The organism is Paenisporosarcina macmurdoensis (assembly GCF_042658845.1).
GTDB classification, from domain to species: Bacteria; Bacillota; Bacilli; order Bacillales_A; family Planococcaceae; genus Paenisporosarcina; species Paenisporosarcina macmurdoensis.
Genome location: NZ_JBHSRI010000018.1, coordinates 185515 through 207598, shown reverse-complemented (window position 1 = coordinate 207598; position 22084 = coordinate 185515). Strand labels below are relative to the sequence as shown.

Sequence of the window (22084 nt, the reverse complement as noted above, 5' to 3'; positions counted from 1 at the left end):
TATTTTAAGGGAGGCCGTTATGAAACCATTTACGCTTATTTCACACAATGAAGATACAAGACAAACTCTTCCCCATTACGAAGATCTTGCATTCGTATCCAAACGCATCATCGAAGTGCTAGAAAATAGACAATCAGGACAATGGCAACATATCTATATCGGTGAAACCATTTCTCAACTTGATACCAACGTTCTTGAAATGATGGAAAAGGGCCTCCTTCCGTACGAATCTCTTTGTCACATCTACGAGACACGAAGTCTTGGAAAAGTAGCAACAACTACTGAGGATGCTAATGACAGCCATTTGAAGATCGTCAATACGTTTGAAAATCAAATTATTTATTTCCCTGATCATGAAGTAGCCTTAACCATTGTATCGTTCTACACTGCTGATCATAGTTGGCCAGAGTTTCATTGCTATGCCCAATCTCCAGAAAAGGCATTAACTTTTTTACAAGATATAAACGAAAAATTGCGCCAAATGTTGATGCAGTCTGTTACGTTTTTAGTGGATACGGAAGACGGCGTGAAGCGCCGCAATTACGGTGAACACTCTGTTGTTAGCCGTGAAGATGTCATGTTAGTGGATTCGGTTAAACAAGATATTTTCCGCTCCATCGATCAGTTTTTCACAGCAGACGGACAATTTTTTAAAGAATATGGCTTGCCCTATAAGCGAGGCATTTTACTTTATGGCTCTCCTGGAAACGGAAAAACCACATTAGTTAAGTCCATTACAGGCTCAACAAATGCACCCGTTGTGTATTGGCAAATTACAGAATTTACTGGCAGTCATTCGATACAAGAAGTATTTGGCATCGTCACAAGATTAGCTCCAGCCATTCTTGTCATTGAAGATATAGACTCCATGCCCGAATATACGCGTTCTGTCTTTTTGAACACGCTAGATGGTACGCAATCTAGAGAAGGCTTATTTATTATAGGCACGACAAACTACCCCGAAAAAATTGATCCTGCGTTGATTAATCGTGCAGGACGTTTTGACCGAGCATACGAAATACCAGCACCTTCCTCTCAAGTACGTGAACAATATTTACGAAAACTTGACTTAAAGGACATCTTCTCACACCAACAAGTTGTGGATATGGCTCGTCTAACAAAAGGATTATCCATTTCTCAATTAAATGAATTATATATGTCTGTTGCCTTAAACTGGCACTATGATGGTGAACTGGCTTTTGAAGATCGCATTAAGGAACTCCAAAAGCAAAATAAACGTTCTAAAAAGAATGACTGGGAAAACGATGAAGCTTCAATTGGATTTTAATAGACATACAAACGTAACACCTTTATTCTGTTTAGTGATTTTTTAAGATTTCTAGTTACCTGCTGAAGACAATTAAGAGGATGGCAGGTTTCCAGTCCACTTCGGATGCTTTACCGGCTGCACAATAATCTAGAAAATAAGGGGATGGGCTTGTGACTACGTCACTCGCCCATCCCCTTTATTAGATTTATCCTGCGGTTGCTGTGCATCCATCGCTCCCTTTAGTTTAGTTACTAAAGAATAGAAGGTTTCTTTAAATAGATGTTCGGTCGAAGATACTATTTCAGCCTCTTTCATCTCTATTTATTCCTATTCTCCTTCAATATATTTCCATTCATCCATTTTCATATGTACGGCAAACGCTTAGATGATAATAAATTAATCGACATCACAATTTAACATATCCATTGGAAAAGCAGAACAAATCAAATAGTAGGCTGTTTAATAAGTCCCTAATATTAATTAAGTTGAGAAACATAAGTCATTTACCTGTTCCTAAATTCGAACCTTGTAAACAATTAAAAGTGACTGTTTTGCAAATGATGAACTTATGGTTGATTGGAGTGGAAGACGCCGCTTCGCTAGCTTCGAAACATGGAAAATCGCCGGACCAGAAATCAATCTCTACTAAATAAAAAAAGGAACTGCCCTTAGTCATATTTCATGACTTAAAGGACAGCTCCCTTTTGACTATGCTTTTATATAACGTAAAACTGGGTTACGAGCAGCTTTCGTCTCATCTAATCGTTTAATGACGGTTGTATGAGGTGCTTGCTGAACGATTTCTGGATTCTCTTCAACTTCTCTAGCGATTTGAATCATCGCATCGATAAATGCATCTAGCGTTTCTTTTGATTCCGTTTCAGTTGGTTCAATCATCATCGCTTCTTCCACATTTAATGGGAAGTAAATTGTAGGTGGATGGTAACCAAAATCAAGCAGGCGTTTCGCCATATCAAGTGTACGAACACCTAGTTTCTTTTGACGACGACCACTTAAAACAAACTCATGCTTACAATGACGATCATAAGGCAAGTCAAAGTGCGGTTGTAAACGACGCATCATATAATTTGCATTCAGTACTGCATATTCTGTGATGGCTTTCAAACCGTCTGGACCCATTGAACGAATATACGTATAGGCACGTACGTTAATCCCAAAGTTCCCATAGAAAGGCTTAACTCGTCCGATTGATTGTGGACGGTTGTAATCGAAGTGATATCCTTCTTCTGTTTTCACTAAAACAGGTTTTGGTAAGAATGGAATCAAGTCTTTCTTCACGCCTACTGGACCCGAACCTGGACCACCGCCACCGTGTGGACCCGTAAACGTTTTATGCAAGTTTAAGTGAACACAGTCAAAGCCCATATCTCCTGGACGTGCTTTAGACATAACTGCGTTTAAGTTAGCGCCATCATAATACAACTTACCGCCAACACCATGGATGATCGCAGCCATTTCTAAAATATTTTCTTCAAATAATCCAAGAGTATTTGGGTTTGTCAACATCAAGGCTGCTGTATCGTCACCAACCACACGTTTTAAATCTTCTAAATCGACTAATCCATTTTCATCAGACTTAACGGTAATCGTATCGAATCCAGCAACTGTTGCAGATGCAGGGTTTGTACCGTGAGCAGAGTCAGGGACAATAACTTTAGTTCGTTGTGTGTCACCATTTGCTAAATGGAATGCGCGAATCATCATAAGTGCAGTCCATTCACCGTGTGCTCCAGCAGCTGGTTGTAATGTTAAGTCGTCCATACCTGTAATTTCAATCAAATGTTCTTGTAAATCGTACATTAATTCCAATGCACCTTGAACTGTATCTTCATCTTGAAGAGGATGAATGTCTGCAAATCCAGGGAAACGTGCAACGGATTCATTGATTTTTGGATTGTATTTCATGGTACATGATCCAAGTGGATAGAATCCTGAATCGACACCATGGTTACGTTTTGATAACGCCGTATAATGACGCATAATATCTAATTCAGAAACTTCAGGAAGTTCTGCAGGTTCTTCACGAAGCAACCCTTCAGGTAATAAAGATGATAAATCTACTTCTGGAATATCAAGTTCTGGCAAACTATAGCCAATACGGCCTGCTTTTGTTATTTCAAAAATTAGTGGTTGATTATCTTTATGCACGGAAAGACCCCATTTCTTGCACAAGCGCATCGATTTCTTCTTTAGTTCGTTGTTCCGTAACTGCGATTAACGCATGTCCTTCTAACTTGTCATCGACTCTACCCAAGTCAAATCCACCGATTATTCCTACTTTAAACAATTCTTTGTTTAAAGTTGATACAGAACCCTTAACATTTACAACGATTTCATTGAAATGTGCACCTTGGTAGACAACGTCAAATCCTGCTTCTTCAAACGTTTTTTTAGCATAGTTAGTTTTTAAAATATTTTGTGTAGCGATTTCTTGCACACCTTTTTTACCAAGAGCTGTCATAGCTACAGAAGCAGCAAGTGCGTTTAACGCTTGGTTTGAACATATGTTGGATGTTGCTTTATCACGACGAATATGTTGCTCACGCGCTTGTAGTGTTAATACATAGCCACGACGTCCTACTTCATCAGTAGTTTCACCTACTAGACGACCAGGAACTTTACGCATTAATTTTTTAGTTACTGCGAAGTATCCACAATGTGGACCTCCAAATGATTCTGGAATTCCGAAGGGTTGAGCATCTCCAACTACAATATCCGCCCCTAGTTTACCTGGTGAAGTTAAGATACCAAGTGCAAGTGGGTTTGAAGAAACAACTAATAAAGCTTTTGCTTCATGTGTCATACCTTCCATTTTGCGAATATCTTCAACTTGACCATAGAAGTTTGGGTACTGAACTAATACAGCAGCTGTGTCTTCATCAATCATATTGTTAAGAGCTTCAATATCCGTTATGCCATCTTTAGTAGGTACTTGAACTACTTCAATCGATTGACCTAATGCATACATACGTACGACATCTTGAGATTCAGGGTTAACTGCTCCAGATATAAGAAGTTTTTTACGCTTAGTATGGCCAGCAGCAAGCGTTCCCGCTTCAGCTAATGCAGTACCACCGTCATACATAGAAGAGTTCGCTAAATCCATTCCTGTTAATTCACAAATCATTGTTTGGAATTCAAAGATCGCTTGCAATTCACCTTGAGAAATTTCTGGCTGGTAAGGCGTGTAGGCTGTATAAAACTCCGAACGAGAAATGACATGATCTACGATAATTGGCTTGTAGTGATCATAGACACCAGCGCCTAAGAATGAAGCATAGGCTTTACTATCAGCATTTTTCGCAGCCATTTGAGACAACTCTTTTAATAAAGATGACTCTGATTTAGCTGGCTTAATATTATATTGTCCTTGAAAGCGCACTTTCTCAGGTATATCAGAAAACAGTTCATCTATAGAAGAAACACCAATGGTTTCTAACATTTCCTTTTTATCTTGTTCTGTCATTGGTAAATAACGATGTTTCATTGGGTCATGACCTCTTTCCAACAATTATTTTTGGCGTTTATAAAAAGGTGTTGCTACAGTTATAGCTTTCAATCGTTTGCCACGAATCTCTACTTCAACTTCTGTACCAAGTTCAATAAACTTACTATCAATTAAGCCAAGTCCAATGTTTTTCTTAAGCGTCGGAGACTGTGTACCTGTAGTTACTTCGCCTATTAGTTGGTCTTCTTTATAAATCTTGTAACCATGTCTAGGAATGCCCTTATCAATCATTTCTAAACCGACTAATTTACGAGGAATACCCGCTTCTTTTTGTTGAACAAGAGCTTTTTGACCAATAAAGTCATCTTCTTTTTTCAATTTAACTGCAAAACCGATACCGGCTTCAAGTGGAGAGATGTCTTTTGAAAGTTCTTGACCATAGAGCGCCAAACAAGCTTCAAAACGTAGTGTATCTCTTGCACCAAGTCCACAAGCAACAACACCGTCTTCTTTACCTTCTTCGAGAATCAAGTCCCATAATGCAATGATAGATTCCGGAGTTGTATAAATTTCAAAACCATCTTCACCTGTATATCCCGTTCTTGAAACCAAAGCATCGTGGGCTCCAATTTTCACATCCGTTTTAAATTTAAAGAATCCTATTTCGCTTAGATCATCTTTTGTCATTCGTTGCAGGACTTTTTCTGCAAGAGGACCTTGTAATGCAAGTTGACCGTAAGAATCTGAAACATTATGTACAGTGGTATCGCCAATCATAAACTTGATCATCCATTCAAAGTCTTTTTCGATATTGGATGCATTTACAACTAATAAATAATCACCTTGATTAATTTTATAAACCAGTAAATCGTCGACTGTACCGCCATCTTCGTAACACATAGCACTATATTGAGCTTGTCCATTTTGTAACTTAGACACATCGTTTGTTAATAATTTTTGAAGGTACTCTAGACTATCTTCACCACGAACGATGATTTCACCCATATGAGATACATCAAACAAACCCGCCTTAGTTCGAACAGCTTCATGTTCTTCTTTAATACTTGAAAATTGAACTGGTAATGCCCATCCACCGAAATCGATGGTTTTTCCTCCGTATGCTTTATACGAATCAAATAAAGGTGTGCGTTTTAAATTTTCCGACAATTTAATTTCCTCCTCTTTTCATAACAGGTAAAAGATTTGCTTTTAGGTTGTTAGAGCGATTAAATAAGACTCGTTCCCTTACTTGAAACAAGCGAATGATGAAAGAGCAGATTGCTCTACAAAAAAAGGACAGAGAATTCCCAATTAATGAGAATTCTCTGTCCTGGTACCTGAAAGTTTACCTAAAATCGGCTTTCCTCTTTGGTAGCTATAAAAAATAATAGCGTTCTCCAGAGATGCGTCCTATACGAGTTCTTTTTACCTGAGAGATTCGTAGTTACTACTTGCTCCTTCGGCGACGCGACTGGCGCGTTCTCTCCCCGTATGCTCATCCGCCCAAAACATAAATTGTTTTGGCTTATAAAGAAATCAATGTACGAAAGCAAGTATCGCTTTGTGTATATCCTAACATTGAATGCAAGTAAGCGCAAACTATTTTGTGTTTTTAGCCGAGATGCGAACGATTACCTTTAATTACTAAAAATCGTTCGACTTTAAGCGATTAACTTGAAATGCAGCATATTCAGTTATTTGTCTTAATGTACGGCCTTCCGTTCTTATTGTAATATGAGATGTTGCTTTGTAAAATCTTTTCCTCCTTGTATATAGTGCATCTAACTGTTCCCGTGTTGAAGATTGCACAATGGGTCTATTGACATCTCGATGAATTCTCTTCCAAATATCAGGAAACGTAGCATCTAAAAATAGCACTAAACCGGTTTGACGCATTAGTTTACTATTACTAGGATTCACAGCTACACCGCCGCCCGTTGAAATAATACACCACTCATCTCGAAACGTTTTAAGAAATTCATGTTCTTGTTGGCGAAAGAACGGCTCGCCGTATCTTTCAAAGATTTCTGGGATGCTCATGCCCATCTTTTTTACAATTTCTTGATCCATGTCATAATAAGGAATTTTAAGCAAGAAACTTAAACGCCTACCGATTGCGCTTTTTCCTGAACCCATGAATCCAATTAAGTAAATTTTTTTCATACCCTTACCCCACTTACTTCACTACAAATCAAAACAAAACCACTACTATCGCTGACTTTCCATTTTTTTAATAGTAGCAGATATATAATGACTTTCCAACATCTCATATATATTCATCTGAGATGCATAAGAAGTAACAAAGTATAAAAGTACGCCAGAGACAACGAACATCAAGACAATAGCTACCGGTAGCAGGAAACCAGATTCATTGCGAGGAAACAAATACTTCATATGTACGTTCCTCTTTTCGCCCATTAATAAATACCACTTGGATCATTACTTGATCTCCTATGACTTGTAGTTTGCAAGAATTTACTCCAGTCAACATCGGTTCATGCCCTAAACGGTTTTTTTGTTTACGAATGAGTGATGAGAAGCATTCAATATCGAACTCTTCTCCGTTCTTTACAAAACGAATTCCTGTACCATTTAATTGCCCTTCCATTGTGGTCACTGATGATACCTGACTTTCTATGTCGAGCGAAAACATTTCCCAGTCGATAGGTTCCGCATAAAAGAAATGTTTTTCAACTTGTTTAAACCACACAGAATAAAACAAAATCAATTGAGCAAATAGCAACAGCACCGAAAGTTGAAGAATCGCATCCACAAAGGTATATCCTCTAGCGGTTAATAAGTGTCGCATGATTCATGACTCGCTTCAAAAAACACATAGCTCACACAAAGCACTGGAGGACTCCAACTCCAATAATAATCCATTTCATCAATTGTAACGACACCGGTATTCGTTCCATTTTGCAAGGCTGTAGCAGCTTGATTTTTAGTAATGGCTACATGTAAGGCAACTCTTTTTTCTGCTAATTGAAACATCATTTGATTTGATAAAGGCAGCAAGGTTCCGAAAACGATAAATAAAATACTGACAGTCAGGATCGCTTCCACGAAAGAAAATCCTTGATTATTATTCAAGTACCATACGTCCCTTCCCGATAAAAACACGAACTGTTTTTAACCCATCAGGTGTAATAAAAATAAAAGTTCCAAATTTTTCAACCGTGCCGTTCGGTTGAAAGGCAATCTCTTTTAATGTACTACTTGAAGACCAATGATATCCTGGAGGCAATGGCCTTTCAAAAATAGCATCGAATACTGACTTCCTTCCAATATAGCGACTACCTCCTGTTTCAAAAAAAACCAATTTCATATATCTCTCTTCAGTTATGGCAAGCATTTGAACATGTCTAACGTCGAGTTTCAATTGATTATAAAATAGCTCGAATGTTTGTTTTTCAACGTAGCGATTATTAAAATAGATAGCGCTTGAGCTAATTATCATGACAATTGTCAATACGAGAAGCAATTCAATTAACGAATACCCCTTATTATTAAGGCCCATCAACCGTTTCTATCACTACCACTTCTGATACAACCCCTGAATTGATTTCAATTATTTTTCCGTTTGGACATGTCGTTTCCCCTTCATTTAAATAGTCGTTTGCCACTAAGTCGGCAACGTCGACTGGCATAGCCTTTTTATCAATTCGATATGCTTCAACTTGTCCCTGAACCATCTTGATATAGGCTTGGCACCCTTTTTCATCAATCGTCGCTGAATGCTTCGTAACATTCGGAATAGCAATCAATATTAACACCGAGATAATCAGCAGCACTACCATCATTTCTATTAAGGTGAATCCTTTTTGACATGTCATTTTTTTCATTTCATCTTCCTCCTTTACATTTGTAGAAGCTCATTTAAATAAAATCAATCATTCCATACACTGGTAATAAAATGGATAGATAAGCAGCCAGAATACATATCGCTAAGACACCAAATAACACAGGTTGAACAAACGACAACCACTTAGTCAGGGATATTTCTGTTTGCTCATTTAACAAATCACTATAAATTAATAACTCCTTGGCTAAGTGGCCGCTGATCTCACCATGTGAAATATAGGTAGGAAAATCATCGATAAAACAATCCGCTAACTCTACTGCCTGTTTTAAAGATTCACCCACTAAAACGGATGAGTAAATATTCTCAGATATCACTTGTAAATAGGGTTGAAAGTTTTGCTGTCTGAGTACGTTCAGTGCAAGTTGTAAAGATAATCCACTTGCTAATAAAGTTCCTAATTCTCGTGAAAAACTTTTCGTCCAAAACATTTTCATCCATTTTGAAAGTAGTGGAATCTTCTGCAGCTTGAAGACTTGCTGCTCAAATGAATGTCGTCGAATATTCCATCGATACGTAAAAGCAATGAAAATGACTAACAGACATATACTTAACAAAACATCAGGTAAATGGAGTAATGAACTGGTTAATTTCATCGCTTCAGACGATGTATTTCCTTGTCTTGATGAAGCCAGCAACTTCATATTAGGCAAAAAGTATGTTCTAAAAGCTACAAACAACCCAGCTAACATAGCAAATAGAAATAAAGGATACATGACGACTTTTTTCAAACTTGCTTTAGCTCGTTCCACCATAGCGACATGTGAATGAAGAACAAGTAAAGCTTGATGCAATTTGCCGTGTGCTTCAGCCATTTGAATAGACAGCAAATAATTTCTCGGTATTCCTAAATTCATTAATACAGACGTAACGCCATCGCCGTTTTTCAATTGGGCAGACAAGATATCCTGCGCGTCTTCACTGCTCCTGACGTGATGAGGTAGCAGCATAGTAAGTGAAGCATAAAAGGTGTAGCCTTCTTGCAATAAGGATGAAAGTCGATGCAAAAACTGTGCTTGTTTTTTCTTTGGGATTTGACGATTCTTACTATCAATATGTGGTTGGAGATACTTGAATAACACCTCTCTCAACCCCTCTTTCAAATTGATCATAAAGTGTGAACTCTAATGGCATATTAAAAGTACTCCCTGTTTTAATGGCTTCGAATGCTTGTTCAAGTGTCTGGCCGTATAAAATTTCATACAAAGATGAACGATTCGGACTGAGGCGATCATCTTCTCGATCAAAGGAAGTAATGACTAGTTGCTGACTCGTTATACCAAGAATGGCTTGTTTTAAATCATCAATCGGAATGCCTAAATCCATTAATCGATATAAACACCCTACAGGATTCTTAGCATGTACAGTTGTAATGACTAAATGACCTGTTAACGAGGCTTGTACTGCAGCTTGAGCAGTTTCACTATCACGAATCTCACCAATCATTATGACGTCCGGAGAATGGCGCAAAATGGCTTTTATACCCGATGCATACGATATTCCAGAGCGCTCGTTCACTTGAATTTGAAGCAAATGAGATTGACTATTCTCAACTGGATCTTCTAATGAAATGACATGCCGGTGGAGTTGATGTGAACTGTAGCTTGTTAGCGAATACATCGTGGTCGTTTTGCCACATCCAGTTGGACCAGTTATGCATAACAAACCCTGTCGAGCCATCATTAAATCATGTAAAACATGGGCAGTCTCTTTATTGAGTGAAAGTTCGTGCAATGGTTTTGAATCATCATGCAGCTGAACTCTAATCACTAGACTTTCTTTATTTTGAACAGACGGTAATGTGGAGACTCTAAATGAACATGTTTGAGAATTGAAGGTTTGTTGAAATGAACCGCTTTGAGGTTTTCGTTTTTCACTGATATCGAGAGAGGATAGAAATTTGAAGTATGAAATCATGCGATCCCCGATGTCCAGGTGAAGCTTACCTGCGGGGACAAGTTTTGTGTGTAGTCGAAAGTATATTGTGTATAGACCTGTTGATGGAATTAAATGAATATCTGAAGCCCGAGCTAGCACCGCTCGATTTATTAACTCTTCACTTTTTTGTTCAATGATATTCAATAATTCGTTCATGAATTGTACCATTCACCCTGCACAGGTCAGGACCGCTCTTAACCTGTAACGATTACTATAAACGTTGATTATGTATTTGTGAATATTTTTCCTCAAAATTAAAATTTCCCACCATTTTCGGCAGGAAATTTCAATTTTGTACCCTAAACTGCAGGGAATAATTTTCTTTTGCGGCAAAAGGTGCCCAAATGTTCCGGCTGGTACCCCACAACTAACTGTTTTCCATCGGTTAATATTGGTCGTCTTAATAATTTAGGATTCTCAACAATTAATTCGACTACCTTCGATAATGGTAAGTCGTCTATCTCAAGATTTAATTCTTTAAATGATTGACTTCGTGTAGCTAAGATTTCATCCAAACCTTCAGTTGTTAATGATAATAAAAAGGTAAGTTCTTCTACTGTTGGCGTTTGACGAAATAGATGTCTTTCTTCAAATAAGATTTGATTTTCCACTAACCATTTTTTCGTTTTGCGACAAGAGGTACAAGAAGGATAGGTATAAAACTTTAATTCAGCCATTTTAACTCCTCCAATATCTGTTTTGTTTTGTTATACACATTGTACAACATTTGTATAACGTTTGTCATCTATTATACAAAATCTTTTTTTACTGCACTATTACAGCTGTTTTCGGGTTAAACTTAACTGACAATACATTTTTCACTCATTTTTTTGACTAGATTGAACAATTTCCACGGTTCTGTCACATTCTAAAGACATTCTAGAGTTTACATCTAGGAACTGAATCATCTATAATGAGGAAGAGATTATTGTATAGTTGTAAAAGGAGGGGACTACTCATGAACAATATGTATAAAGTGATGGGTTTCTGGACAGGGATTTTCGCAGTTATGTTTTATTTAGGTGATATGTATTCGGCATCATTATTATTTCTTGCAAACACAGGTTTATTTATTCTTTTAGGTTTCTTAAACCTCTCAGAGCGTATGTATATCTACATCTTTGGAGCGTACTTAACGGTGTTTTTTGCTGGCTTCACTTACTATACGACATTTATTCAAGTACCTGGCGCAGGACATTAATAACACATTATGAAAAGAAAAAAAAGACAGTCAATTATATTGACTGTCTTTTTCTATGCTTTACTATGTTAAAGAATGTAGTTGAAGTATGTGGTTTTCATACTTGTTGGCTCATACGGAACGTGCCGCCAGCGCAAATGTATGATGATCAAGAGATAAATCTGCCCTTTTTTATCCAACCAATTCTTAAAGAACGATAAACATCAATGCTTATTCTTATAAACCATTCAAGAATGGATTTTGATCCATTTCTACTTCTGGAGTTGTCGGTTCTCCGTGACCAGGATAGCAAATCGTTTGCTCTGGCAATGTTAGAAGCTTGTTGTGAATGGATTGAATTAACTCTTTATGGTTACCATAAGGTAAATCTGTTCTGCCAATACTTCCTTTAAACAGAGTATCGCCTACGACCGCAAACCCATCTTCCTCAAACCAGTACGTAATACTTCCTGGCGAATGTCCAGGTGTATGGAACATTGTACATGAAAATGGGCCGATTTCTAACTGTCCTTCTTGTTCTATCAGTACGTCTGCTGCTTTACCTTCAACTAAAGGAAACTCCCTATAGCGAGCTGAACCATTCTTTGTTGAATCTGCTAGCCAGTTTTTCTCTGCTTTATGGATATATACAGGAATTTTAAACAAATCTCTAATAATATCTACTGCGCCAATATGGTCAAAATGGGCATGTGTTAACAAAATGGCTAAAGGTTTTAATTTGAGTTTAAGGATTTCTTTACCCAATATTTCTCCTTGTTCACCTGGATCAATAATTAAACATTGCTTTTCTTTATTTGATATCACATAACAATTTGTTTGAAATGTACCTAATGGATACGTACGAATATTCAACATGTGCTTCACCTCCAATCAATTGTAGCAGAAAGTCATTCGGCGTACATGCTCGTTCATACATCCGACACTTTTTAATCCTCGACAAACCTCTAATATAAATTTATAATAAGGTAGAAAACTTGTATTCGATATCACATTCATGATATCAAAAGGAGTGTCTTTCATGAACTTATTAATGGTTATTTTTGGCCTTGTAGCAATTTTGGGTGCATTTGGTACTTATCAAGCATTTAAAGAGAAAAATCTTCTGAGTTTACTCTTTAATCTTGGCACTTTTGCCATTTTCGGATTCTTCACAGTTATGACGATCTTGAATCAAGGCTATCCACCAAGTTTACACTAGTATCTAAAAAAGCTAACGATCCAATTGGATAGTTAGCTTTTTTATTTATTCTATTATTTCAATCCACGGTTTCACTACATTACTCCCTACCTTTAATATTCCCTTTAATTCCACACCAATTAAACAAATTTGTCCAGAAGGTGTACATGCAAACTGCCCGTAAGGACCTTCCCAAATTGACGTTTTACTAGTTGTTTCATGAGTTAGTTGGACGAGTGTAAAATCTTTTGAGATTGCATCCATTAGTCCAGATTCTTTCGCTACAAATGTCACGATGGTCCCATCATCAAGCCAATCTATTTCTGGAACAAACCACTGTGAATAATTACTAATAACTGGCATTTCATACGTCGCACTTTTTCCTTCTTTAATATTAGTCACGGTATACAAGAATAGTTGCTGATCTTCAGAAATCCGAACAGTCAAATTCACCTCTCTAAACGATTCCACATATATAATCGTTGAGTCTGTAGAATCTTGAAAAGACATGGTTTTACTGTTTAGTTCACGTAACGAACCCCCACTTAAGGAATCATTTTCTGGCCAATTAATCATTTGAATAGTTGAATCGTATCCCCATTTCCCAAATGGATCTGTCGCCTCAATGCGATTTAATTCTTTTGTTTTACCCAAGTAAACAAATGAATCAAACGTCCAGTCTTCGTAAAAAGCACTGAAAAACAACTGGTCATTATGAGATGAATCCCAATCCCAGTACATTTCCGATGATTCAATTGTTACCTCATCAATTTTTTCTCCTGCTATAGAGAATATATGTATGGTAGCACTTAACGAATTACTCGAAGTAATAACAGCTAGTTTAGTGAGGTCAGGATGAATTCTAACTTCAATTATTGGTTCTACGATTTTAGTAATTTCTTTTATTTCACCTGTTTCATTGTGATATAGACGTAGTGATGATTGTGACTGTTGACGTGTTACGTAAAGAATTTCTTCATTTGTTACCCAACCTACCACTCGGTCAAAGTTTTCCCTAGGAATACTTAAGCGACTAACCTCTTCCTTGATTACCGGTTTCTCTTGTTCTATCTTCGTATCTTTAGGTGGTTTTACTAATTCTGGGGGAGTCGTCGGCTGACAACCTGAAACGATCATGAGTAGCAACATTATATATATGAAACAACGTGTCATCCGAATCCCCCTTCTTCTCTACTTAGTAGTACGTTTAATTCAACAATGTGTTTCAAAAAAATAAAAAAAATCGCCTAAAAGTGTATTTACACTTTTAAGCGATAGCTTTCATACTAATTATTTCGTCTCAGCGGCTTCATCAATTAAAAGATTCCCTGTTTTTTCATCATAAAAACGAAGTAAATCTCCATTGATAATTGTATCTGAGTATTCTAGTTCTTCAGCTGCACGTTCAATATAAGGAGCACATGCTTCAGCTTCAGTTTCTTCTCCAGTTTCTTTGTCGTAACAAACATTACCTGCATAGACCACTTTGTCAGTAACAAAACGTCCATCACGGAATACGACAAACTCTTCATGATCTTTAGAGAAAACATCGGCACCTAGTTGCATATCTTTACTTGTTTCAACACCAAGTAAATGTAGTAAAGTTGGTCGAATATCAATTTGACCAGATACTTCTTCCACTACTTTACCTTGATCTGAACCAGGAATATGAATAAACATTGGTACTCGTTGTAATTGTGCACTTTCAAAAGGAGTAATTTCTTTCTCTAAATATTGTGCCATTGCTTCATTATGATTTTCAGAAATACCATAATGATCACCATACATCACAATAATTGAGTCTTCATACAAACCTTTTGCTTTTAATTCTTCAAACAAAACTTTCACTGACTCATCCATATAACGAGCTGTTTGGAAGTAACGATTCAATGTACCAGAGTTTGAATCATACTCAGGAATTAACTGATCTTCTTCATCCAAATGGAATGGATAGTGATTTGTTAAAGTAATTAAACGAGAATAGAATGGTTTTTGCATTTCTGTCATGTGTTCAACTGATTGTTTAAAGAACGGAATATCTTTCAATCCCCAGTTAACTGCATCGCCATCTGCAACTTCATAACTATCTACGTCATAGAATTTATCAACATCTAAAGCATTGTACATAATGTCACGGTTCCAGAAGCTCTTGTTGTTAGAGTGCATAACATTTGTAAAATAACCTTTTCCATTTAACTTTTCAGTCATTGAATTATATGTGTTTCCGCTATTTGTGAAGAATACTGCTCCTCCACCTAATGGATATAAGCCATTTTCAACGATAAACTCAGAGTCAGATGTTTTACCTAAACCTGTTTGATGGTAGAAATTCGGGAAATAATACGTATCATTATCTTTAGTTAATTCATTTAAGAATGGTGTAACCACTTCGCCGTTCATTTCCTCGTTCACGACAAACGTTTGAAGTGACTCTAATGAAACGACTATTACATTTTTACCTTCTGCAGTTCCAAACACTTCATAATTTGGTTCTGCTTGGTTCGAACGTACATAGTTATTTACTTCGACTAGTTCACTGCCGTCCGCTAAAGCGCGTTGTGCATGTGATTTAGATTGAATATAAATATCATAAATGTGATAATTATATGTTCCAATGTTTTTCACTAATAATTCACGATCAAAGCTTCGTGTAAGAAGCTGTGGGCGTTCTGTTTCAGCAAGTCCTAAATTTAAAAACATAATAGCTGCAGCAATTACAAAATACGCTCTTCGAATAGCCGGTTTAACAATTGCCGATTCCTTAGTGGTTGGTAACAATTTCATTGCCACTATTAATAAAACTACATCTGTCAAGTAAAAAACGTCTGTCCAGTAGATACTTTCTGCTGCAGAAGCACCTAAATCACCAAAGTTGCTCGTTTGAAACAACACAGGTAATGTAATGAAATCGCTAAAGAAGCGATAAAAAGCAACGTTTGCGTATAAAATGACAGCTAATATTGAACTCATAATAATTAAATATCGATTTCTAACCTTAACGGATTTAAAGAATAATGAAATACCATATGCAGCAAGTAAAAAGCTTAATGGGTTCATAAATAAAATCAGTTGTTGCATAACATTTTCAATTTTCATATCAAAACTTGTATGGTATACCACATATGTTTTAATCCAAGTTAGCAAAATGGCTATTGCCAAAATCGAATGTTTAGGGTAATTTTTGTTCTTCATTCCTAACATCCTCCTCATCACTTTCAAACTCCAAATTTTTCTCCGCAAAAATTAATCGTACAACCTCTGTTTTCACACAGAGTCAAACGATTGCTTTCTGTCTGAATGATACTATTCCACTCGATAAAGCAATAGTAAATACCTTATGGGGAGAATCCACATTATATTCGGCGAAAGAAAGAAACATTAATACATCTTAATCCTTTTTTAACATTTTCGCAACTTTAGCTTCATAATATCAGAGTATAATTGAATTGATGTATCACTTAATAAGTACCCTATATAAGACGTATGAAAACTATAAAAGTTTCATTTAAATCCAAAAATATTCATAAGGACATCATTTACTTAGTAAAACCTCCATAAAAAAACAACCTGGACCACCTTCTTGTGGCTCAGATTGAATTGATAAATCGTTATTTCACTTTATATTATTTTCTACTAAACGAGACAATTCTTGTCTTAGCAAGAGAATAGCCATTTGATAATCCTGTGTATCCATCATTTCTGATTTATAAAGCTCACGGATCTCGCCCTCCATTAACAAGATATCTGCTTGTCGTTCTGTTGTATAAATGTATGTTCCATAATTTTTTAACAATTGCATAATATCATATATTGACTTCATTTTTTCACTCTACTTTCGAACATTGAATTCGCTGCGTTTCGGTAATGATGTATTGTACAGGTAAATCAAACCGCTCAATCGGCAAATCATCAACGATTTGACAATTAAATGCTAAAGCGAATGTAGCTCCTTTATAACCACTTAAAAAACGGTCATAATACCCTCCACCAAAACCAATTCGGTATCCTTGCTTATTAAAGACTACACCAGGCACAATCAACAAGTCAATTTGAGTTGCTTCCATTTTTTTTGTTATAGTTGGAATAGGTTCTTTAAGTTTCATATATACGACTTCAAGTTGATCAAAAGACTCAATTTGATAAAAAGTCATGCCTCGTGAAGCAGGTTCGCACTTTGGAACGACTACTTGTTTACCCAACTTCCAAAGTTCTTGAATTAAATTCCATGTATCCACTTCCGGAAAGGAAGATAAGGTGATGCCAATTACTTGCGCATTCTTAACTTTCTCTTCAACTAATACTTTCTTATGTATATGATGAGATTGTTCATTATGCACTGCTGATTCAACATTATTTAATTTATGTAGGACACTTTTTCTTAAGGTGGACTTTTCCATTGCAATTCCTCCATGAAAAAAACCAAAACCTCGAAAGGTTTTGGTTAAATGGTTTTATTTTGTTTCACGGTGAGTTGTCATTTTCTTTTCACGTGAGCAATATTTTTTCATTTCAAGACGTTCCGGATTGTTACGCTTGTTTTTCTTAGAAATGTAGTTGCGCTCGCCGCAATCTGTGCAAGCTAGTGTGATGTTAACGCGCATCTTTATCCCTCCCATTTAATCAGGATTCAAGTTTCATTATTGAGCATAATTTATACGACTAACTTATTATAGCATAAGCCAAATAAAAATCTACTATTAACTTTCAAATATTTATATACAGCGAAAAATATCTAATTATTTAATTCGTAATGACGACCTTTTACTAAATAAAATAATTCTTCCGCAATATTCGTTGCATGATCAGCTGAGCGCTCTAAATATCTACAGACGAATGACAGTTGAGTCACCTGGCTTAATAATTGTGGGTTTTCAGAACCCACTTTTAAAAGCTGCTGTATGGTAAGACCATACAAGTTATCAACTTGATCATCTAGTTCTGCAATTTTACGAGCTTGCTCAATGTTTTCATCAATAAAGGCTTTCATCACATCAGTTAACATAGCAATTGTTAAAGTACGCATTTCTTCAATATTTTTTATTGGTGGAACAAATTGTGCTTTTCCAATACGTATGGCTTCTTTTGCAATGTTAACAGCGTAGTCACCAACGCGCTCCATATCATGTGCCGCTTTTATCAAAACGATTAAGCGTCTTAAATCCGTAGCTACTGGTTGCTGTTTCGCTAATAATAAAATGACACGATCGTTAATTTCTTCTTCCATCCGATTAATATGAATATCGTTTTCAATAATTGATAAAGCAAGATCCACGTCTTGACTTAACAACGCATCAATTGATTTGTTCAATGTAGAAATGGCTAAATTGCTAAGCAATAAAAATTGTTCTTGAACACCATTAAGCTCAAACTCGAATTTTTCTCTAACTACCATCTTCGTTTACCCCCTTCATAATCAACCAAAGCGTCCTGAAATGTAATCTTCTGTTCGTTTGTCAGAAGGCGTAGAAAAAATGGTATCCGTCTTATCATATTCTATAACTTCTCCATTTAAGAAGAATGCCGTTTGATCAGAAATACGCGCTGCTTGTTGCATGTTATGCGTGACAATGATAATTGAGTAGCTTTGTTTTAATTCTTGAACTAATTCTTCAATTTTTAGCGTTGAAATTGGATCAAGTGCAGATGTAGGTTCGTCCATTAATATAACGTCGGGCTCTATTGCCAGTGCACGAGCAATACAAATACGTTGTTGCTGTCCACCTGATAAACTGTATGCATTTTCGTTTAAGCGATCTTTAACTTCATCCCAGATGGCTGCTCCACGCAAACTTTGTTCAACAATGCCATCCAATACTTTTTTGTTTTTAATGCCATGAATACGAGGACCATAAGCAATATTATCAAATATTGATTTTGGGAATGGATTTGGTTTTTGGAAAACCATACCCACTTTTGTTCGCAATTCTTCTACACCATAACCTGCATCTAAAATATTGCGATCACGATAAATAATTTCTCCCGATGTTTTAACAGATGGTACTAACTCCACCATACGATTCAATGTCTTAATATATGTTGATTTTCCACAACCCGAAGGTCCAATAATTGCTGTCACTTCATTTTCTTTAATAGCTAAATCTATGTTTTTTAAAGCATGGTGATTGCCATACCATAAATTTAATTGACGAGTATCATACACAATGTTATTTTCAGTTAACTCTTGATTGGCTTTGAATGGTGCTGTAGATGTTGTTGTTTGTTTGTTTACGTTCAGTTGAACCATTTTTGAAACCCTCCCATGCCGCATTGGCTTAATAACGTTTTTGGAACTTATTTCGAATGAACACCGCAATAGAATTCATCAGCAACAAGAACACCATTAATACGATAATTCCAGCTGCCGCAACACTTTGAAACGCTTCTTGTGGCCGTTTTGCCCAGTCAAAAATCTGCATTGGCATCGCCGTAAATTGACTAAGAAGGTTTTCTGGAACAAATTGTATAATTACTGGAATTCCGATTACTACGAGCGGTGCTGTTTCTCCAATTGCTCGAGAAAGCGCTAAAATCCCACCTGTTAAAATACCAGGAATTGCTGAAGGCAAAACTACTCTTGCAATCGTCTGCCATTTGGTAGCGCCCATTCCATAAGATGCTTCCCGTAAATCTTTTGGAACTGCACGAATTGCTTCTTGTGAAGAAACGATGATTACAGGCAATATTAATAAACTCATCGTGAATCCTGCAGCTAAAATACTATTACCAAGTGCTAGCGCTCGTACAAAAATCGTTAAACCGAGTAAACCAAACACAACTGATGGAACGCCAGCTAAGTTAGAAATATTCATACGAATGAAATCATTAATTTTGCCTTTCTTCGCATATTCCTCTAAGTATATGGCAGAACCTACACCTAGTAATAATGAAACAGGTGCCACTACTGCCATCATCCAAAGGGATCCAACAAGAGCCGCCTTAATCCCTGCTTTTTCAGGGAAGCGTGAACCGAAGTTTAAAAAGAAGTCGATTGATAAATAACCGATACCTTGGGTGAAAATCCGATAAAACAGTACACCTAAAGCTAATAGAGCAAATAATGTTGCCAAAAAGAATAGCGCTTTGAATACTTTATTTACAATCATTCTAGTGCCCATACGTTTAACAACAGATCCATGATCGATATATTTCATCTTAGTATTCCTCCCTAAAGCGTTTTGAAATCACATGAGCTAATAAGTTCATGAGAAGCGTAAAGAGGAATAATGTAAATCCGACCGAATAAATCGAGTAATAGATTGTTGTACCATACCCAGCATCCCCTGTTGAAACTTGAACTATATAAGCTGTCATGGTTTGAATGGAATCCGTCATATCTAAATCAAATCTCGGAGTTGACCCACCTGCTAATGATACAATCATTGTCTCTCCAATAGCCCGTGAAACTGCAAGAACGATTGAAGCCATAATCCCAGATAATGCTGCTGGTAATACAACTTTTACGGCCACTTCTAGTTTGGTTGCGCCTAAAGCTAGTGCTCCATCTCGAATAGAATTAGGTACCGATGACATTGCATCTTCTGACAAAGAAGCAATCATTGGTAATATCATAATCCCAACCACTATACCAGGGCTTAATGCATTAAAAATCTTTAACTCTGGAATAAATTGTTGTAAAAATGGTGTCACAAATGTTAAAGCAAAAAAACCATAAACGATTGTTGGTACACCTGCTAATACTTCAAGAACAGGTTTAATAACTCTACGCATGTTATCACTTGCATATTCACTTAAGTATACAGCCGATGCTAATCCAAATGGTACCGCAACCACAACAGCAATCAGTGTTACTTTTAATGTGCCCGCAATTAATGGCATAATACCATAAAGTGGTTCAGTGTTTGAGAATGGCAACCACTCCGTACCGAATATAAAATCAAAAAACGGTACACGTTGGAAAAACTCATAAGTTTCAAAAATCAGTGTGAAAACAATCCCGAAAGTTGTTAATACTGATATGGAGGCAATGATAAAAAGAATGACTGGAATTGATTTCTCAACCCACTTTTTGCCCTTCTTTCCTCTCTGTTTCGAAATCATGTCTTGAACGGACACTTTTGCTGATTGATCATTTAACGCCATGTGAAATCCCCCTTTACCTAAAAAGAGAAGAGAGTAGCACCGCTGCTACTCGCCTCTCGAACCGCATTTAATTTGGTTAAATTATTTCAAACCTTCTAATGCGTCAAGATCTTCTTTGTATTTTTCTTCTGGCAAGCTTACATAGCCAACTGCTTCAGCCATTTCACCAGCATTTTCAAGTGAAAACTTCATGAAGTCATAAACCGCTTCGTTTTCTTTTACTGATTCATTTTTAACATAAACAAACAATGGACGAGATAGTGGTGTATAGTCACCAGATTCAATTGTTTCATTTGTTGGTTCTACGCCGTCGATTGTTACAATATTCATTGAATCTTTGTTAGCTAGGTAGTAAGCATATCCGAAGAATCCTATAGCATTCTTGTCACCCTTAACACCTTGTACTAATACGTTGTCATCTTCAGAAAGCGTTGTTGCTTTTACAATATCTTCATCTTCAAGAATAATTTCATTAAAGTAATCAAATGTACCAGAATCTGTTCCTGGAGAGTAGAATACTACTTCTTCATCTGGCCATTCAGGATTGATGTCAGACCATTTTTTAGTCGTTCCATCTTCTACCCATAATTTTTTCAAGTCTTCAACAGTTAAGTCTTTAGCCCAATCGTTATCTTTGTTAACAACGATTGATAATCCATCATAAGCAATTTCTAATTCCGTGTAGTCAATACCAGCCTCATCAAGTTTTGCTGCTTCTTCTTCTTTAATTGGACGAGATGCATTTGAGAAATCAGTTTCACCTGCGATGAACTTTTCAAAACCACCACCTGTTCCAGATACACCTGCAGTTACTTTTACGTCAGGTTGAACAGCTGAATATTCTTCAACTAATGCTTCTGTAATTGGAGCTACTGTAGATGAACCGTCACCAGATACTGAACCGGACAATTTCTCTGTCTCTTCATCATTGCCGTTACCTTCAGTCTCTTCATTTCCACAAGCACCTAATACAAGTGCTGATCCGATCATTGTTGACATCATAAAGAATTTCCAGTTTTTCATTTGTTTAGTTCCCCCTAAGATTGGTTGGTTTTGCCTTACAAACA

The 22084-nt window shown here is 36.6% G+C and carries 27 protein-coding genes and 1 riboswitch; of the genes, 3 read left to right on the top strand and 24 right to left on the bottom strand.

Going from position 1 to position 22084, the window contains the following annotated elements:
* Positions 1-19: 19 nt before the first annotated feature.
* A complete protein-coding gene (locus ACFPYN_RS10770) occupies positions 20-1288 on the top strand; it encodes an AAA family ATPase (RefSeq protein WP_377734100.1) in 1269 nt (422 codons plus the stop codon).
* Between the two features lie 156 nt (positions 1289-1444).
* On the opposite strand, the gene ACFPYN_RS10765 is transcribed toward ACFPYN_RS10770, so the two are convergent.
* The 13 genes from ACFPYN_RS10765 to ACFPYN_RS10705 form a co-directional block, all read right to left on the bottom strand.
* Positions 1445-1585 (bottom strand): hypothetical protein, encoded by a 141-nt coding sequence (locus ACFPYN_RS10765; RefSeq protein WP_377734098.1) that lies wholly within the window; start codon positions 1583-1585, stop codon positions 1445-1447.
* Between the two features lie 393 nt (positions 1586-1978).
* Positions 1979-3469, bottom strand: a complete 1491-nt coding sequence (gcvPB, locus tag ACFPYN_RS10760; protein WP_377734097.1) for an aminomethyl-transferring glycine dehydrogenase subunit GcvPB — start codon at positions 3467-3469, stop codon at positions 1979-1981.
* Positions 3432-4778, bottom strand: a complete 1347-nt coding sequence (gene gcvPA / locus ACFPYN_RS10755) for an aminomethyl-transferring glycine dehydrogenase subunit GcvPA (RefSeq protein WP_377734096.1) — start codon at positions 4776-4778, stop codon at positions 3432-3434. Before gcvPA ends, gcvPB begins: the two co-directional genes overlap by 38 nt.
* A gap of 24 nt (positions 4779-4802) precedes the next feature.
* Entirely contained in the window at positions 4803-5906 is a 1104-nt protein-coding gene (gene gcvT / locus ACFPYN_RS10750; protein WP_377734095.1) for a glycine cleavage system aminomethyltransferase GcvT, read from the bottom strand.
* 239 nt (positions 5907-6145) lie between these two features.
* Positions 6146-6238, bottom strand: a riboswitch (glycine riboswitch).
* Positions 6239-6383: 145 nt separating this feature from the next.
* The gene (locus ACFPYN_RS10745; RefSeq protein WP_377734094.1) at positions 6384-6902 is read right to left on the bottom strand and encodes a shikimate kinase; all 519 of its coding nucleotides are present in this window, start codon (positions 6900-6902) and stop codon (positions 6384-6386) included.
* 45 nt (positions 6903-6947) lie between these two features.
* A complete protein-coding gene (locus ACFPYN_RS10740) occupies positions 6948-7133 on the bottom strand; it encodes a hypothetical protein (protein ID WP_377734093.1) in 186 nt (61 codons plus the stop codon).
* Positions 7108-7548, bottom strand: coding sequence for a competence type IV pilus minor pilin ComGF (gene comGF, locus ACFPYN_RS10735; RefSeq protein WP_377734092.1), 441 nt, complete (start codon positions 7546-7548; stop codon positions 7108-7110). The genes ACFPYN_RS10740 and comGF overlap by 26 nt, the downstream gene beginning before the upstream one ends.
* Positions 7533-7832 carry a hypothetical protein gene (locus tag ACFPYN_RS10730; RefSeq protein ID WP_377734091.1) on the bottom strand — a complete coding sequence of 100 codons (300 nt, stop codon included), beginning with the start codon at positions 7830-7832 and terminating at the stop codon, positions 7533-7535. Before ACFPYN_RS10730 ends, comGF begins: the two co-directional genes overlap by 16 nt.
* Positions 7825-8259, bottom strand: a complete 435-nt coding sequence (locus tag ACFPYN_RS10725) for a prepilin-type N-terminal cleavage/methylation domain-containing protein (RefSeq protein ID WP_377734090.1) — start codon at positions 8257-8259, stop codon at positions 7825-7827. The genes ACFPYN_RS10730 and ACFPYN_RS10725 overlap by 8 nt, the downstream gene beginning before the upstream one ends.
* Positions 8249-8584 carry a competence type IV pilus major pilin ComGC gene (gene comGC, locus ACFPYN_RS10720; protein WP_377734089.1) on the bottom strand — a complete coding sequence of 112 codons (336 nt, stop codon included), beginning with the start codon at positions 8582-8584 and terminating at the stop codon, positions 8249-8251. The genes ACFPYN_RS10725 and comGC overlap by 11 nt, the downstream gene beginning before the upstream one ends.
* Before the next feature lie 34 nt (positions 8585-8618).
* Complete coding sequence (gene comGB / locus ACFPYN_RS10715) at positions 8619-9683, bottom strand: competence type IV pilus assembly protein ComGB (protein ID WP_377734088.1); 1065 nt, start codon at positions 9681-9683, stop codon at positions 8619-8621.
* Positions 9652-10695 carry a competence type IV pilus ATPase ComGA gene (gene comGA, locus ACFPYN_RS10710; RefSeq protein WP_377734087.1) on the bottom strand — a complete coding sequence of 348 codons (1044 nt, stop codon included), beginning with the start codon at positions 10693-10695 and terminating at the stop codon, positions 9652-9654. The genes comGB and comGA overlap by 32 nt, the downstream gene beginning before the upstream one ends.
* Before the next feature lie 143 nt (positions 10696-10838).
* Entirely contained in the window at positions 10839-11216 is a 378-nt protein-coding gene (locus tag ACFPYN_RS10705; protein WP_377734086.1) for a Spx/MgsR family RNA polymerase-binding regulatory protein, read from the bottom strand.
* A 281-nt stretch (positions 11217-11497) separates the two neighbouring features.
* Between ACFPYN_RS10705 and ACFPYN_RS10700 the strand changes: the two genes are divergently transcribed.
* Complete coding sequence (locus ACFPYN_RS10700; protein ID WP_108586250.1) at positions 11498-11740, top strand: DUF2626 domain-containing protein; 243 nt, start codon at positions 11498-11500, stop codon at positions 11738-11740.
* Positions 11741-11956: 216 nt separating this feature from the next.
* Here ACFPYN_RS10700 and ACFPYN_RS10695 read toward each other — a convergent pair whose 3' ends face one another.
* Positions 11957-12595 carry an MBL fold metallo-hydrolase gene (locus ACFPYN_RS10695; RefSeq protein WP_377734085.1) on the bottom strand — a complete coding sequence of 213 codons (639 nt, stop codon included), beginning with the start codon at positions 12593-12595 and terminating at the stop codon, positions 11957-11959.
* Between the two features lie 163 nt (positions 12596-12758).
* Here ACFPYN_RS10695 and ACFPYN_RS10690 point away from each other — a divergent pair, with 163 nt between their 5' ends.
* Positions 12759-12938, top strand: coding sequence for a DUF2759 domain-containing protein (locus tag ACFPYN_RS10690; RefSeq protein WP_377734084.1), 180 nt, complete (start codon positions 12759-12761; stop codon positions 12936-12938).
* Between the two features lie 45 nt (positions 12939-12983).
* Here ACFPYN_RS10690 and ACFPYN_RS10685 read toward each other — a convergent pair whose 3' ends face one another.
* The 10 genes from ACFPYN_RS10685 to ACFPYN_RS10640 form a co-directional block, all read right to left on the bottom strand.
* Positions 12984-14090, bottom strand: coding sequence for a YqgU-like beta propeller domain-containing protein (locus ACFPYN_RS10685; RefSeq protein ID WP_377734083.1), 1107 nt, complete (start codon positions 14088-14090; stop codon positions 12984-12986).
* Positions 14091-14207: 117 nt separating this feature from the next.
* Positions 14208-16109 carry an LTA synthase family protein gene (locus ACFPYN_RS10680; protein WP_377734082.1) on the bottom strand — a complete coding sequence of 634 codons (1902 nt, stop codon included), beginning with the start codon at positions 16107-16109 and terminating at the stop codon, positions 14208-14210.
* Between the two features lie 421 nt (positions 16110-16530).
* Entirely contained in the window at positions 16531-16737 is a 207-nt protein-coding gene (locus tag ACFPYN_RS10675; RefSeq protein ID WP_377734081.1) for a YqgQ family protein, read from the bottom strand.
* A gap of 4 nt (positions 16738-16741) precedes the next feature.
* On the bottom strand, positions 16742-17314 hold the full coding sequence (locus ACFPYN_RS10670) for a 5-formyltetrahydrofolate cyclo-ligase (RefSeq protein ID WP_377734078.1): 573 nt from the start codon (positions 17312-17314) through the stop codon (positions 16742-16744).
* 54 nt (positions 17315-17368) lie between these two features.
* Positions 17369-17518, bottom strand: a complete 150-nt coding sequence (rpmG, locus tag ACFPYN_RS10665) for a 50S ribosomal protein L33 (protein WP_017380101.1) — start codon at positions 17516-17518, stop codon at positions 17369-17371.
* 131 nt (positions 17519-17649) lie between these two features.
* Positions 17650-18309, bottom strand: coding sequence for a phosphate signaling complex protein PhoU (gene phoU / locus ACFPYN_RS10660; protein ID WP_377734076.1), 660 nt, complete (start codon positions 18307-18309; stop codon positions 17650-17652).
* A 21-nt stretch (positions 18310-18330) separates the two neighbouring features.
* On the bottom strand, positions 18331-19161 hold the full coding sequence (pstB, locus tag ACFPYN_RS10655) for a phosphate ABC transporter ATP-binding protein PstB (protein ID WP_377734074.1): 831 nt from the start codon (positions 19159-19161) through the stop codon (positions 18331-18333).
* 28 nt (positions 19162-19189) lie between these two features.
* A complete protein-coding gene (pstA, locus tag ACFPYN_RS10650; protein ID WP_377734072.1) occupies positions 19190-20068 on the bottom strand; it encodes a phosphate ABC transporter permease PstA in 879 nt (292 codons plus the stop codon).
* Position 20069: 1 nt separating this feature from the next.
* Positions 20070-21017, bottom strand: a complete 948-nt coding sequence (pstC, locus tag ACFPYN_RS10645) for a phosphate ABC transporter permease subunit PstC (RefSeq protein ID WP_377734070.1) — start codon at positions 21015-21017, stop codon at positions 20070-20072.
* Between the two features lie 81 nt (positions 21018-21098).
* Entirely contained in the window at positions 21099-22040 is a 942-nt protein-coding gene (locus ACFPYN_RS10640; protein WP_377734069.1) for a PstS family phosphate ABC transporter substrate-binding protein, read from the bottom strand.
* Positions 22041-22084: the final 44 nt, after the last annotated feature.

Excerpts from the sequence above, each read along its gene's own strand:
- ACFPYN_RS10770 (WP_377734100.1), top strand. The coding sequence starts at position 20 with ATGAAACCATTTACGCTTATTTCACACAATGAAGATACAAGACAAACT.
- ACFPYN_RS10765 (WP_377734098.1), bottom strand. The coding sequence starts at position 1,585 with ATGAAAGAGGCTGAAATAGTATCTTCGACCGAACATCTATTTAAAGAA.
- gcvPB (WP_377734097.1), bottom strand. The coding sequence starts at position 3,469 with ATGCGCTTGTGCAAGAAATGGGGTCTTTCCGTGCATAAAGATAATCAA.
- gcvPA (WP_377734096.1), bottom strand. The coding sequence starts at position 4,778 with ATGAAACATCGTTATTTACCAATGACAGAACAAGATAAAAAGGAAATG.
- ACFPYN_RS10745 (WP_377734094.1), bottom strand. The coding sequence starts at position 6,902 with ATGAAAAAAATTTACTTAATTGGATTCATGGGTTCAGGAAAAAGCGCA.
- ACFPYN_RS10740 (WP_377734093.1), bottom strand. The coding sequence starts at position 7,133 with ATGAAGTATTTGTTTCCTCGCAATGAATCTGGTTTCCTGCTACCGGTA.
- comGF (WP_377734092.1), bottom strand. The coding sequence starts at position 7,548 with ATGCGACACTTATTAACCGCTAGAGGATATACCTTTGTGGATGCGATT.
- ACFPYN_RS10725 (WP_377734090.1), bottom strand. The coding sequence starts at position 8,259 with ATGGGCCTTAATAATAAGGGGTATTCGTTAATTGAATTGCTTCTCGTA.
- comGC (WP_377734089.1), bottom strand. The coding sequence starts at position 8,584 with ATGAAAAAAATGACATGTCAAAAAGGATTCACCTTAATAGAAATGATG.
- comGA (WP_377734087.1), bottom strand. The coding sequence starts at position 10,695 with ATGAACGAATTATTGAATATCATTGAACAAAAAAGTGAAGAGTTAATA.
- ACFPYN_RS10705 (WP_377734086.1), bottom strand. The coding sequence starts at position 11,216 with ATGGCTGAATTAAAGTTTTATACCTATCCTTCTTGTACCTCTTGTCGC.
- ACFPYN_RS10700 (WP_108586250.1), top strand. The coding sequence starts at position 11,498 with ATGAACAATATGTATAAAGTGATGGGTTTCTGGACAGGGATTTTCGCA.
- ACFPYN_RS10695 (WP_377734085.1), bottom strand. The coding sequence starts at position 12,595 with ATGTTGAATATTCGTACGTATCCATTAGGTACATTTCAAACAAATTGT.
- ACFPYN_RS10690 (WP_377734084.1), top strand. The coding sequence starts at position 12,759 with ATGAACTTATTAATGGTTATTTTTGGCCTTGTAGCAATTTTGGGTGCA.
- ACFPYN_RS10685 (WP_377734083.1), bottom strand. The coding sequence starts at position 14,090 with ATGACACGTTGTTTCATATATATAATGTTGCTACTCATGATCGTTTCA.
- ACFPYN_RS10680 (WP_377734082.1), bottom strand. The coding sequence starts at position 16,109 with ATGAAGAACAAAAATTACCCTAAACATTCGATTTTGGCAATAGCCATT.
- ACFPYN_RS10675 (WP_377734081.1), bottom strand. The coding sequence starts at position 16,737 with ATGAAGTCAATATATGATATTATGCAATTGTTAAAAAATTATGGAACA.
- ACFPYN_RS10670 (WP_377734078.1), bottom strand. The coding sequence starts at position 17,314 with ATGGAAAAGTCCACCTTAAGAAAAAGTGTCCTACATAAATTAAATAAT.
- rpmG (WP_017380101.1), bottom strand. The coding sequence starts at position 17,518 with ATGCGCGTTAACATCACACTAGCTTGCACAGATTGCGGCGAGCGCAAC.
- phoU (WP_377734076.1), bottom strand. The coding sequence starts at position 18,309 with ATGGTAGTTAGAGAAAAATTCGAGTTTGAGCTTAATGGTGTTCAAGAA.
- pstB (WP_377734074.1), bottom strand. The coding sequence starts at position 19,161 with ATGGTTCAACTGAACGTAAACAAACAAACAACAACATCTACAGCACCA.
- pstA (WP_377734072.1), bottom strand. The coding sequence starts at position 20,068 with ATGAAATATATCGATCATGGATCTGTTGTTAAACGTATGGGCACTAGA.
- pstC (WP_377734070.1), bottom strand. The coding sequence starts at position 21,017 with ATGGCGTTAAATGATCAATCAGCAAAAGTGTCCGTTCAAGACATGATT.
- ACFPYN_RS10640 (WP_377734069.1), bottom strand. The coding sequence starts at position 22,040 with ATGAAAAACTGGAAATTCTTTATGATGTCAACAATGATCGGATCAGCA.